General features: G+C 33.0%; 11 protein-coding genes. 3 read left to right on the forward strand and 8 right to left on the reverse strand.

Going from position 1 to position 13,296, the window contains the following annotated elements; translation table 11 throughout:
• The 8 genes from QM746_RS03580 to QM746_RS03615 all read right to left on the reverse strand — a co-directional run bounded on the left by QM746_RS03580 (position 1) and on the right by QM746_RS03615 (position 8,045).
• On the reverse strand, positions 1 to 789 hold the full coding sequence (locus QM746_RS03580; protein WP_414982968.1) for a glycosyltransferase family 2 protein: 789 nt from the start codon (positions 787 to 789) through the stop codon (positions 1 to 3).
• Complete coding sequence (locus QM746_RS03585; protein ID WP_414982969.1) at positions 782 to 1,621, reverse strand: hypothetical protein; 840 nt, start codon at positions 1,619 to 1,621, stop codon at positions 782 to 784. The genes QM746_RS03580 and QM746_RS03585 overlap by 8 nt, the downstream gene beginning before the upstream one ends.
• A 1-nt stretch (position 1,622) precedes the next feature.
• The gene (locus QM746_RS03590; RefSeq protein WP_414982970.1) at positions 1,623 to 2,885 is read right to left on the reverse strand and encodes an ABC transporter ATP-binding protein; all 1,263 of its coding nucleotides are present in this window, start codon (positions 2,883 to 2,885) and stop codon (positions 1,623 to 1,625) included.
• An 88-nt stretch (positions 2,886 to 2,973) separates the two neighbouring features.
• On the reverse strand, positions 2,974 to 3,822 hold the full coding sequence (locus QM746_RS03595; protein WP_414982971.1) for an ABC transporter permease: 849 nt from the start codon (positions 3,820 to 3,822) through the stop codon (positions 2,974 to 2,976).
• A gap of 134 nt (positions 3,823 to 3,956) precedes the next feature.
• Entirely contained in the window at positions 3,957 to 4,814 is an 858-nt protein-coding gene (rfbA, locus tag QM746_RS03600) for a glucose-1-phosphate thymidylyltransferase RfbA (RefSeq protein ID WP_414982972.1), read from the reverse strand.
• 17 nt (positions 4,815 to 4,831) lie between these two features.
• Complete coding sequence (locus tag QM746_RS03605) at positions 4,832 to 5,239, reverse strand: four helix bundle protein (protein WP_414982973.1); 408 nt, start codon at positions 5,237 to 5,239, stop codon at positions 4,832 to 4,834.
• 56 nt (positions 5,240 to 5,295) lie between these two features.
• Positions 5,296 to 6,375: a dTDP-glucose 4,6-dehydratase gene (gene rfbB, locus QM746_RS03610; protein WP_414982974.1), complete on the reverse strand. Its 1,080-nt coding sequence runs from the start codon at positions 6,373 to 6,375 to the stop codon at positions 5,296 to 5,298.
• A gap of 359 nt (positions 6,376 to 6,734) precedes the next feature.
• Positions 6,735 to 8,045 carry a UDP-glucose dehydrogenase family protein gene (locus QM746_RS03615; RefSeq protein WP_414982975.1) on the reverse strand — a complete coding sequence of 437 codons (1,311 nt, stop codon included), beginning with the start codon at positions 8,043 to 8,045 and terminating at the stop codon, positions 6,735 to 6,737.
• A gap of 338 nt (positions 8,046 to 8,383) precedes the next feature.
• Between QM746_RS03615 and rimP the strand changes: the two genes are divergently transcribed.
• From rimP to infB, 3 genes are all read left to right on the forward strand, one after another.
• Entirely contained in the window at positions 8,384 to 8,851 is a 468-nt protein-coding gene (gene rimP / locus QM746_RS03620) for a ribosome assembly cofactor RimP (protein ID WP_414982976.1), read from the forward strand.
• Positions 8,852 to 8,872: 21 nt separating this feature from the next.
• Positions 8,873 to 10,108, forward strand: a complete 1,236-nt coding sequence (nusA, locus tag QM746_RS03625) for a transcription termination factor NusA (RefSeq protein WP_414982977.1) — start codon at positions 8,873 to 8,875, stop codon at positions 10,106 to 10,108.
• 86 nt (positions 10,109 to 10,194) lie between these two features.
• Positions 10,195 to 13,098, forward strand: coding sequence for a translation initiation factor IF-2 (gene infB, locus QM746_RS03630; RefSeq protein WP_374362156.1), 2,904 nt, complete (start codon positions 10,195 to 10,197; stop codon positions 13,096 to 13,098).
• Positions 13,099 to 13,296 lie beyond the last annotated feature (198 nt).

A 13,296-nucleotide genomic window follows, 5' to 3' on the forward strand; every position in this document is an offset into this window, starting at 1 on the left:
TTATAGTTTCGTTAAATTGAATTTTTTTAATAACCTAATCCATCTTGAAGAATATATTTCTTCAATTTGTTTTTTTAAATTAATCACCTCAGTGTTTTTTTCTAAATATTTTGACAAAATTAATAGATAATCAGGGTGTTTATTTTTTAAATGAAGTAGCCTCTCTTCCATGCCTAAATTATGGTTTATAAAGCTAACACCATCCAATCTAAAATTAACCGCAATAAAATTGCAATGATAAAAAGAAACCTTTTGAAGCAAGGCGTCAAAAAACCATGTCCAATCAGAAGAAATTTTATGAGATTCTTCATACAAGTTATTATCAAACAAACTCTTTCTTATTCTTGTGCCTAGATGAGGAACTGTATCTAACAGTAAATATGATATAGTAATTAAACTTGGAAAATGCTTTACAGTTTCAGAGCCATCTATTTTTAATAAATTATGATCTCCATAGACAATATCGTAAATGTTATCTATACTCAAAAGCTTATCTACGACAGTCTCATTGAAAAAAGTATCTCCACTATTTATAAAAATAATGTATTCGCCATTTGCCACTTTTATACCTTTGTTCATAGCGTTATAAATACCTTTATCTGGTTCAGAAACCCAATAAGTAATTTTATCTTTATTTTGCGCTATTAGCTCTTTGCTTCCATCTGTAGAGCCACCATCTATTACAATGTACTCAATCTCTTGATAAGTTTGCGCAAAAACACTCTCAAAAGTTTTTTGTAAACCTTCTAAATTGTTATAATTGATGGTAATGATGGAGAGTTTAGGCATTTGGTTTATTATTAAATAAATTTTTTTTAAGTTTATAAAGTATTCTTTTTGTAATATAGATGACTTTTTTAAATAAGGGTTCTTCTATCAAAGTCTTCAATCTATTCGCTTGAATTGCTGGTGTTCCTATTTTGGATTCTGATGTTTCTAATAAAATTTTGATATTATTAGTGTCATTATAATAATAAGCAAGAGGGGTTATGATACTCTGGTCGTGGCGATGTTCTATAAAATCTTCTTTTTGGTTGCCAATCTCATTACCAATAGGATCTACTATTAATTCGGATTTAAAAAGTGTAATATTTAACCACTGAGATATGAATTCGTTTTTAGGATTTTTACATATTATAATTCCTCCCATAATTTTATCAAAAGAATGCCAATTTTCATCTTTAATAAGTTGGTCAAAATATTTTTGAGTATTTAATTTTGTCCAATTGCCAATTTTAGTAGTTGCAGAAGGCCACATTTTATTCCATCCATAATCGAAATTGTTTCTATACTGAAATAAAATAGTGTCATGCTTTTCAATCAATTTAAAATACTGATACCATTCCTCAGATTTAGAAATAGAGCATCCTGCATCAATATAAATAACTATACTATTAGGATAATCTTGAAGGGTTTTCCAAATAATATATGGCTTCCAAATCCAATAACCACCTCCTTTTTTATAGTTCATTAAAGGATTTGCTTTAATGTGCATTGGCAAATCGTGAGGTGTATAAATGATTGTTTTATCAAAAATATTTAAGTTGTTAGCCTCTTTTTTTAATCTATTTAAAGAGCCCTTAAATTCTTCTGTTCCATATAAAATTAATATTTTCTCCATCTTATTTTAAGAATAAAAAGCCTGCTCCTTTATTATATTCAAAAACGTGTCCTGTTAATGTAGGATAGCCTTCATGTTCAATTTCTATAACGTTTTCTAACTTTAAATAATATTCTATACCCGGATTTGTAAGATACAAACTTCCATAATATCTTCCTTTATTGATTTCTTTTGGCAACTCAATTTCAAATTTCAAATTAAATTGACCTTCATCTAACATTGGAGAACTACCTGAATAATGAAAGGGGCTATAAAAAGCAAGTGGAATCTCATCTTTGTCAAAAAGTCTAAATTCAAAAGCTAAAGTTTTTTTCTCTTTCAGATTTCCTTTTATTTCAAATTTTAAACTATTATTCTCTTTACTTAATTGAATTGGACCTTTAGTGTTATTATTTATTAGCAATTCATTAATCTCAATATAATTTTTTTTAGAAGTTATTTCATCTATAAAATTTACTCCATTTTTCTTTTCAGAGCTAAGATAAACATCTATTACATCTTCAATTGCTCCCGAATTAGATAGAGTACCATTTTCTAATAACAATCCTTTGTTGCACAACGTCTTCACCGCCGCCATATTATGACTCACAAAAAGCACGGTTCTGCCTTCTCCTTTGGAGACATCTCCCATTTTGCCAAGGCATTTTTTTTGAAATTCGGCATCTCCTACTGCTAATACTTCATCTACTATTAAAATTTCAGATTCTAAATGTGCTGCTACTGCAAATGCTAGACGCACATACATCCCAGAAGAGTATCTTTTTACGGGCGTGTCTATATATCTTTCTACGCCTGAGAAATCTACTATTTCATCAAATTTTCGGGTAATTTCTTTTCTGGTCATCCCAAGTATAGCACCGTTTAAGAAAATGTTTTCTCTACCCGTCATTTCCGGGTGAAAACCCGTGCCTACTTCTAGCAGTGAAGCTATTCTGCCTTTGGTATAGATGCTTCCTGTGGTAGGTTTGGTAACACGACTCAATAGTTTTAGTAGGGTAGATTTGCCTGCGCCATTTCTTCCGATAATGCCTACTGCATCGCCTTGTTCTATTTCAAAATTAATATCTTGCAGAGACCATACATAATCGCTGTCTCCTTTGGTAGTTCTGTCGTTGGCTTCGCCAATTTTAAGATAAGGGTCTTCTTTGCCTCTTATCTTGTGCCAAAAACGGTTGAGGTCGTGCGAGATTGTGCCCGTACCTACTTGTCCCAAGCGGTATTGCTTAGAAATGTTTTCGGCTTTTATAACGATGTTTTTATTCAATGCTTTTTTCTTTAATTTATAATTCTTTTATATGTTCCAGACTGCGCTTTCCAACTTCCAACACCCATCATCCAACACTCAGCATCCATCACACCGTATCCATAAAACCTTTCTCTACTTTATTAAATATAATGGTTCCTAATGCTAAAAGTGCCAATATAATTACGGCGCTGTAAATTAGCATAATAGGATTAAATTCTCCTACGCCCATCCAAGCGTATTTAAAACCTTCAAATATGCCTGTAAGAGGATTGTATTTGGCAAATGGTTGTATCTTGGCAGATAGCAAAGAGGTGGGATAGATTACAGGTGTTGCATACATGTATAAGCTTACTCCAAAACTAAGCAACATGCTAAGGTCTCTGTATTTGGTGGTTAACGATGAGAAAATCATCCCAAGTCCAAGCGCATAGAGAGACATCATAAAAATAAATATGGGGGTAAAAAGTACCCACCAATTTGGGGTAACTTCGCCCAGATGCCAATAATAGAAAAAAACAAGCAGGAAAAGTACAAACTGTACTCCGAATTTCATTAAATTAGAAATAACAATGGTAATAGGCATTACTAGTCTGGGAAAATACACTTTGCCAAAAATGTTGGCATTGCCTACAAAAACATTAGACGTGCCTCCCAAAGAACTAGAAAAATAATTCCACAGTGTAACTCCCGCCAAATAGAAAAGAATTTTTGGTGCACCATCTGTAGATAATTTTGCGATATTACCAAAAACAATTAAAAAAACAATTGTAGTAAAAATAGGGTTGATAAAAAACCAAAGCGGGCCTAATATGGTTTGCTTAAACCCAGAGACGAAATCTCTTTTCACAAACATATAAACCAAATCTCTATACTCCCAAACTTCTTTTAGATTTAATTTGAAAAGGGAGTGGTCTGATTTTATAACATTAGTCCATTCATTATTTTGTTGATTCATTCATGTGTTTTTTTACGTAATTACAAAAGTATCAAAAAACTATGAATTATTAATTGAAAATGGAAATGAAAAATCCTTCGACTGTAACAACGAAGGATTTTTTAGTTAAAATAAATAATCTATTTTAGCTGAGTTTAAATAAGTTTTTTCAGATACTCTCCATAGCCACTTTTTCCATATTTTTCGGCAGCTTGCAAAAGTTGTTCTTTATTGATGAAACCTTTGTTGTAGGCAATTTCTTCAATGCAAGATATTTTGAAACCTTGTCTTTTTTCTAAAACTTTTACAAATTCTGTAGCTTCGTGTAAAGAATCGAAAGTGCCTGTGTCTAGCCAAGCAGTACCGCGAGACATTACGCCTACTTCTAATTCGCCTTTTTCTAGATAAATTTTATTTACATCTGTAATTTCTAATTCTCCTCTTGGTGAAGGTTTCATGTTTTTGGCAATTTCTACCACAGAATTGTCATAAAAATATAAGCCTGGAACTGCAAAATTAGATTTCGGGTTTTGAGGTTTTTCTTCAATGGATAATGCTTTGAAATTCTCATCAAATTCTACCACACCATATCTTTCTGGGTCTGAAACATTGTATGCAAAGACACATCCTCCTTTTACATTGGTTTTGCTTGTTAAAAGTTGAGGTAAACCATTTCCATAGAAAATATTGTCTCCTAAAACCAAAGCAACAGAATCATCACCAATAAATTCTTCTCCCAAAATAAAGGCTTGCGCCAAACCATCTGGGGAAGGTTGAACTTTATATTCGAACTTACAACCAATAGCAGAGCCGTCTCCTAATAATTTTTTGAAGGCTTCTTGGTCGTGAGGCGTTGTAATAATTAAAATTTCTTTAATGCCAGCTAATAATAAAATAGACAAAGGATAATAAATCATCGGTTTGTCATAAACAGGCATTAATTGTTTACTCACTGCAATTGTTAATGGATAGAGTCTGGTTCCAGAGCCTCCCGCGAGGATAATTCCTTTCATTTTGAGTTATTGAGTTATTAAATTTTTGAGTTATTTTGTTTTTGTTCTGAAAAAGTCCATTTTTTTGAATTATTAGTCATAGATACAATAATACTTAAAATTTCGTCATACTGTTTATATAGGTTTAAGTAGGTTTCTTTATCAATATAATTACAAGCGCAAGCAAAATCTAACCAATTTTGTGTTTCTGCTGCTTCTCCATCCGCATCATTTAGTTTGCTGATAAAAGATTTTTCATATCTTCTTTTTCGCCATGCTTCAGTAATGTTTGCACATACAGAGCGAGATGATCTTCTAATTTGGTCTGTTAATGAGTAGGTTTCTTCTTTTGGGAATTTTTTTGTAAAATGATATATTTCCATTGCAGAAGCAAATGCTTTTTGATAAACAATTAAATCTTTATGAAATTTTACAAAAGGAACCATTATTAAATTCTAAAATTAAAAAAAATCAAATGCTCAAATACTCAAATACTCAATTATTAATTATACTGTTTATTATAATATTTCTGATAATCTCCAGAAGTAATGTTCTCAAGCCATTCTTCGTTTTCTAAAAACCAATCAATTGTTTTAGCCAATCCTTCTTTAAAAGTTACACTTGGTTTCCATCCCAAATCTTTGTTCAGTTTTGTTGCGTCAATAGCATAACGTTTATCGTGTCCGGGTCTATCTTTTACGAAAGTAATCAATTTTTCGCTATAACCTGCTGGTTTTCTTAGTTTAGCATCCATTTGTTTGATAAGCTCTTTTATCAAATCTATATTTTGCCATTCGTTCCAACCGCCAATGTTATAGGTTTCTCCAGTTTTTGCTTCATGAAAGATTTTGTGAATAGCTTTTGCGTGATCTACCACAAAAAGCCAATCTCTGGTATATTTTCCGTCTCCATAAATTGGGAGCGGTTTTTCGTTGATGATATTATGGATACAAAGCGGAATTAACTTTTCAGGAAAATGATTCGGACCGTAATTGTTAGAGCAATTCGAAACAACGAAAGGCAATCCGTATGTGTTACCATAAGAACGAACCAAATGGTCTGAAGCAGCTTTGCTGGCAGAATAAGGAGATTTTGGGTCGTAAGAAGTTTCTTCGGTAAAGAATCCTGTTTCGCCAAGAGCTCCGTAAACTTCGTCTGTAGAAACGTGGTAGAAAAGGTTTTCTCTTTTTCCTTCCGGGAAATTCCCATGTTGATGGTCTGGATTTAGTGTCCAAAATTCTTTACAGAAATTCAAGAGATTTGCAGTGCCAAAAACATTGGTGTTGATAAAAGCATTTGGGTCTGTGATGCTTCTGTCCACATGAGATTCTGCTGCCAAATGAATTACAGCATCAGGATGGTGTTTTTCAAAAACTTTTTTGAGTTCTTCAGGTTTTGTAATGTCTGCTTTTTCAAAAAAATAATTGGGCTCGTTTTCAATATCTTTTAAATTTTCAAGATTTCCCGCGTAAGTAAGTGCGTCCAAATTAATGATATTGTATTCTGGATTGTTTTTTACAAATTCTCTTACAACGTGTGAGCCTATAAAACCTGCTCCTCCTGTTATGATGATGTTTTTCATTTGTTTTTCTTGTATTTTTATGATTATAATATAGCTAGATGGAGTTTTTTGTTTTCTTTATCCAAGCGATACTCTTAAAAATGATTATTTGGACTAATGCAATAATTAATAATAGAATTAGCAAAAATACAATTAATACAACGATGCCAATTAGTGGATTTAAACACCCTTTGATGTAATTGGCTTCGTTTAAAAAAAATATAATTGAAAGAATTATAAATGATACTATATTAAAAAATAAAATTCTTTTAATACTAAATTTTATTTTTTTAATCAATGAAAGTGTTCCTCCAATTATTTGAGAAATTAAAGGCGCTAATATAGAATAATGTAGCAAAATATCCCCAAATTTCACTTTATCACTTAATTACTTTTCTACCAATAGATTTGTAATAAAATCCTGTGTCTTCTACTTGATCCATAGAAAACATGTTTCTACCGTCAAAAATGGCTTTGTTTTTCAGTTTTTCTGCCATTAGCTCGAAGTTAGGATTTTTAAATTCGCTCCATTCTGTTACAATAAGTAGGCAATCAGCATCTTCTAATGCAGAATACATATCTTTAGCGTAATCAATTTTATCGCCTAAAATTTTTCTTACATTTTCTTCAGCAATAGTGTCAAAAGCAGTTACTTTTGCGCCTTTTTCTAGTAATAATTCAATATTATCTAACGATGAAGCTTCTCTTATATCGTCTGTATTCGCTTTGAAAGCCAATCCCCACATTGCAATTTTTTTGCCTTGGAGGTTTCCTCCGAAATATTTTTCAATTTCATCAACTAAGATTACTTTTTGTTTTTTGTTGATTTCTTCGGTAGCTTCTAAAATTTTGAAGTTGAAATCTTCATCTTGTCCAGATTTAATCAATGCTTTTACATCTTTAGGGAAACAGCTTCCGCCAAATCCAATGCCTGGGAAAAGAAAACGGTGCCCAATTCTGTCGTCGCTGCCCATTCCCAATCTTACTTTGTCCACATCTGCGCCTACTTTTTCGCAGTAATTAGCAATTTCGTTCATGAAAGTAATTTTTACAGCTAAAAAAGAATTGGCAGCATATTTGGTAAGTTCCGAAGATTTTTCGTCCATAAAAATAATAGGAACACCTGTATTGGTAAAAGGTTGGTAGATTTTTGCCATTACATCTCTCGCTTTCTCAGAGCTAGAGCCTACTACCACTCTGGAAGGATTCATAGAGTCTTTTACGGCAAAACCTTCTCTTAAAAATTCTGGATTAGAAACCACATCAAAAGGAATGTTTGTTTTAGAAGAAATAACTTCTCTCACTTTGTCTGCGGTACCAACAGGAACGGTAGATTTATTTACAATTACTTTATAATTGGTCATCATCTCTCCAATTTGATTGGCTACACTTAGTACAAATGATAAATCTGCGCTTCCATCTCCGCCAGGAGGCGTTGGTAATGCCAAGTAGATAACATCTGATTGGTCTAAAGCATCTTTAATATCTGTAGTGAAAAATAATCTTTTTGCTTGGATATTTCTTGTAAACATTTCTTCAAGACCAGGTTCGTAAATTGGTACGATACCTTGTTTCATTCTTTCAACTTTGTTTTCGTCAATATCAACACAAAATACTGTGTTTCCTAGTTCTGCGAGCGTGGTACCGGTAACAAGACCTACATATCCTGTTCCTACAATTGATATATTCAATTTTTTTAAATTTAAGATTTAATGCAAAGTTAATGAAATTAAAGAAATCATTTTCATAAAATTGGGTTTAAGTTTACATAGGCTATTGTACTGTTTATAAGGAGTTTGTTTTATGTTGCAAACTTTAATTTGTTGTTTTTGGACTTTCAGTTTTAGGCTTTAGACTTTTAACCTATAAAGCTGATATTGAAAACGTAAGATATTTGCACGGTTGCAAAAAAAGACCTATATTTGCACAAGATTAACGGAAAAGAAATGAAAAGGCCTTCGCAAGAAAGCCTTTTTTCGTAGTCGCAATTGAAGAAGTGCAAGTTATTTGCGCTCAGATACAGATAATTATGGATTTTAGAGCAAAAGTAGAACAACTCGTTCATGAGTTTTTGGAGACCAGAGAAGATTTGTACTTGGTAGATTTAAAAATCTCTGCTGGTAGTGATATTACTTTGATCCTAGATGGAGATGTAAGTCTTAGTCTGCAAGATTGTTTAGATGCTAGCAGAGCTATAGAATTTAACTTAGATAGAGAAGAGCACGATTTTTCTTTACAAGTGATGAGTCCGGGGTTAAGTGAGCCGTTGAAATTTCCTCGTCAGTATAAAAAGAATATTGGCAGAGAAGTAGAAATTTTGATGAATGATGATGAGAAAATTACAGGTGAAATAACAGCTGTAGATGATGAAAAAGTTACACTTACTCTTCGTTATAGAAGGCCAAAATTGGTAGGGAAAGGCAAAGAAGATGTGGTAGAGGATAAGGAAATTCCTTATCAAGATATTAAAAAAGCATTGATAGTAATTAAATTTTAGAAACTTTATAAAAAAAATAAAATGGACAATATAGCGTTGATTGAATCCTTTGGAGATTTTAAAGACGAAAAAGGAATCAGTAAGATTGATTTAATGGCGATTATTGAAGATTCGTTGAAAACTCTTTTAAGAAAAAGATACGATTCTGATGATCATTTCGACGTGATTGTAAATCCTGATAAAGGAGATTTTCAGATATTTTTAAATAAAAGAATCGTAGAAGACGAAATGTCTGAAGATGATGATTTGGAAATAGAAATTTCGGAAGCTAAGAAAATAGACGCAACCTTTGAGGTGGGCGAAGAATATACACAGGAAATTCCTGTTGCACAACTAGGAAGAAGAAGTATCCTTACTTTGAAACAAATTTTGGCAACCAAATTGCAAGAGCATAATAACGCAATGCTTTATGAGCAATTTAAAGACAGAATTGGTGAATTGGCTGTTGGTGAGGTGCATCACATTCGTCACAAACATGTAATTCTATTAGACGACGAAGGAAACGAATATATTTTACCAAAAGAAAATCAAATTCCTTCAGATTTCTTTAGAAAAGGCGATAATGTAAGAGCGGTGATAGAAACGGTAGATTTTAAAGGTTCTAAGCCTCAGATTTTTGTTTCGAGAACAGCTCCGAAATTCCTAGAAAAATTATTAGAACTAGAAATTCCAGAAATTCAAGATGGTACTATTATCTTGAAAAAAGTAGTAAGGATTCCTGGCGAAAAAGCGAAGATAGCAGTAGATGCTTATGACGATAGAATAGATCCTGTAGGTGCTTGTGTGGGCGTTAAAGGTTCTAGAATTCATGGTGTAGTAAGAGAGTTGAAAAACGAAAACATAGACGTAATTCAATGGTCTAAAAATCCTGAGATTTTAGTAAGAAGATCTTTAGGAAATGTAACCATCAATAAAGTTGAAATAAACGAAGATGATAATTACGCTTTGGTTTATACACCTGTGGAAGAAATTTCTAAAGTAATTGGTAAGCAAGGGCAAAATATTAGATTGGCGTCTTGGTTATCTGGTTATGATATAGATGTTTATAGAGAGAAACAAGCTGATGACGATGTAGAGCTTGATGAATTTAATGATGAGATAGAAAGATGGATTATTGATGAGTTTAAAAAAGTAGGTCTTGAAACGGCTAAGAGTGTTTTAGATAAAGACACAGAAGCTTTGTTGAATATGACAGACCTAGAAGAAGAAACCATCGAAGAGGTAAAAAGAATTTTAAGCGAAGAATTCGAAGATTAAAATCTTAATTTTTATTTATCATTATAAAGGTTTTAAAATTAAAATTAACAAAGGCAAATTGCCATTTAAGAAAATAACAAAATAGAATGCCAAAAATTAGATTAAACAAAGCGGTAAAGGAATTCAATATTTCGATGTCTAGATTGGTAGAATTTTTACAATCAAGAGGCTTCGAAGTAGAGACTAATCCTAACGCTCAATTAGAAGAAGCGGCATATTCTGCATTGGAAGCTGAGTTCGCCAAAGACGGCGAGCAAAGAAAGGCTTCTCATGAGGTGGTTATCAATAAAGTTCCGGAAGAAAAATTGGAACTCGAAGAGAAAAAAACACCTGAGGTCATAAGAGCTAAAGCACCTAGCGTAAACGAAACGAAAGTGCTAGGAAAAATTGATTTGGATGCTAATAAGCCAGCTCCGGTAGAAGAAGTGAAAGAGGTGAAGGAAGTTGTAAAAGAAGAAGTGAAAGAAGAACCGGTAAAACAAACTCCTGTAACTGAAGTAGAAAAGCCAGAGCTTAAAGTTTTGGATAAGATTGATCTTTCTAAATTAGAACCCAAAACAAAAGTTCAGCCTCCAGTTAAAGAAGAAAAACCGGTGAAAGAAACTCCAAAACCACAATTCAAAAAAGAGCACAAGCCAGAAGCTCCAAAACCTCAGCCTCAACCTGTAGTTAAAAAAGAGGAACCAAAGGAAATTACGAAAGTAGAATTTGATAGACCTGAAAAAATTGAAACAGTATATCAAAAACTTGATGGTCCTAAAATTGTTTCTACAGAAAAAATAGACCTTTCTCAGTTTCAAAATAGACCTTCAAAACCATCTGATAAGTCTAAGAAAAAACAAAGAAAGAGAATTAATCCAGGGCAACCTCAACAAGGGCAAGGACAAGGGCAAAATCAGCAGCAAGGAAATAACAACAATGGTGGAGGTAATAGACCAAACCAACAAGGTGGTGCTGGTGGAGACAGAAAACCTTTTAATAGAGATAATCGTCCTCAACAAGGTCAAGGTCAGGGACAAGGAGGTTCTAGAGGTGGTAAAAATCAGAAAGGAAGAGGTAGGGATAAAGTGATGCCTGTAGAACTTACTGATGAGCAAATTAAAAATCAAATTAAAGAAACTTTAGAAAAATTAACCAGTAAAGGTGGTAAGTCTAAAGGTGCAAAATATAGAAAAGAGAAAAGAGTATTCCGAAGAGAGCAAGATGAGCTTCAGCAAGAATTAGAAGCAGCAGACAGAACTCTTAAGGTTACAGAATTTATTACCGTTTCAGAATTAGCATCTTTAATGGATGTTAGTGCTACGGAAGTAATCTCTGCATGTTTCTCTCTTGGTGTAATGGTTACCATGAACCAACGTTTAGAAGCAGATACGCTTACTTTGGTTGCTGATGAATTTGGTTATAAAATTGAATTCTCAGATGCAGAATTAGAAGCGGAAGCAGCAGAAGAGGTAGAAGATTCTGCAGAAGATTTATTGCCTAGAGCTCCTATTGTTACCGTAATGGGACACGTAGACCACGGTAAAACATCGTTGTTAGATTACATTAGAAAAACAAATGTAATTGCTGGTGAAAGTGGAGGTATTACTCAGCATATTGGTGCTTATAATGTGAAATTAGAAGGTGGACAAAGAATTACTTTCTTAGATACTCCTGGTCACGAAGCATTTACTGCGATGAGAGCTAGAGGTGCACAAGTTACCGATATTGTAATTATTGTTGTAGCTGCGGATGATGATGTAATGCCTCAAACCAAAGAAGCAATTGCTCACGCTCAAGCAGCTGGTGTTCCAATGATTATTGCAATAAACAAAGTAGATAAACCAAATGCCAATCCGGATAATATTCGTCAACAACTTTCAGGAATGAATATTTTAGTTGAAGAATGGGGAGGTAATGTACAATCTCAAGAAATTTCTGCAAAATTTGGTAATAATGTAGATTTGTTATTAGAAAAAGTATTGTTGCAGGCAGAAATGCTTGAATTGAAAGCTAATCCTAATAAAGCTGCAAGTGGTGTAGTGATAGAAGCTTCTCTAGATAAAGGTAGAGGTTATGTTTCTACGTTATTGGTTCAAGGAGGTACTTTAAAAGTTGGAGATTATCTTTTAGCAGGTAAAAATCATGGTAAAGTAAAGGCAATGTTGGATGAAAGAGGTCGACAAATGAAAGAAGCGGGACCTTCTATTCCGGTTACGGTTCTTGGTTTGGATGGAGCGCCAACTGCTGGGGATAAATTCAAAGTTTATGAAGATGAAAAAGAAGCTAAAACTATCGCTAACAAACGTGAACAGTTGCAAAGAGAGCAAACGATAAGAACCAAAAAACACCTTACTTTAGACGAGTTAGGAAGAAGAATTGCTCTTGGAGATTTCAAAGAATTGAATATTATCCTTAAAGGTGACGTGGATGGTTCTGTAGAGGCGCTTTCAGACCAATTGCAGAGATTGTCAACTGAGGAAATCAGCGTGAATATCTTACATAAAGGTGTTGGTCAAATTACCGAAACGGATATTAACTTAGCAATGGCTTCAGATGCAATTGTTATTGGCTTTAATGTAAGGGCTGGTGTTAGTGCAAAAGAATTAGCAGATAGAGAAGAAATAGAAATCAGAACATACTCTGTAATCTATGCAGCTATAGATGAGGTAAAAGAAGCGATGGAAGGTATGCTTTCTCCAGAAATTAAAGAACAAGTAATAGGAAATGTAGAAATTAGAGAAACTTTCAAAATTTCTAAAGTTGGTACAATTGCAGGTTGTATGGTTCTTTCGGGTAAAGTAACTAGAAATTCTAAAATTAGACTTCTTAGAGATGGAATTGTAAAATACGACGGAGAATTAGAATCTTTAAAACGTTTTAAAGATGATGTGAAGGAGGTTACAAAAGGCTACGAATGTGGTTTGAATCTTAAAGGATACAACGATATAGAAGTAGGCGATATTTTAGAAGTTTACGAAGAAATAGCAGTGAAGAAAAAATTGAAATAAATTAATTTTTCTTAATTAAAATCCTAGCCTATATTTTTCACATAAATAGAGGCTTGGTTAAAAAAAAGAGTTCATTTTCATAAATGGACTCTTTTTTTTATGGGGTGTGATTGTTAAATTTATTATTTTTATTGTTTCTGTGTGGGGGTTTTATAGGGTTGAATTGTTTTTTTTAATTTATAATGATTTTAAATAATT

The sequence above is a fragment of the Cloacibacterium sp. genome (assembly GCF_047601505.1).
Taxonomy (GTDB): Bacteria; Bacteroidota; Bacteroidia; order Flavobacteriales; family Weeksellaceae; genus Cloacibacterium.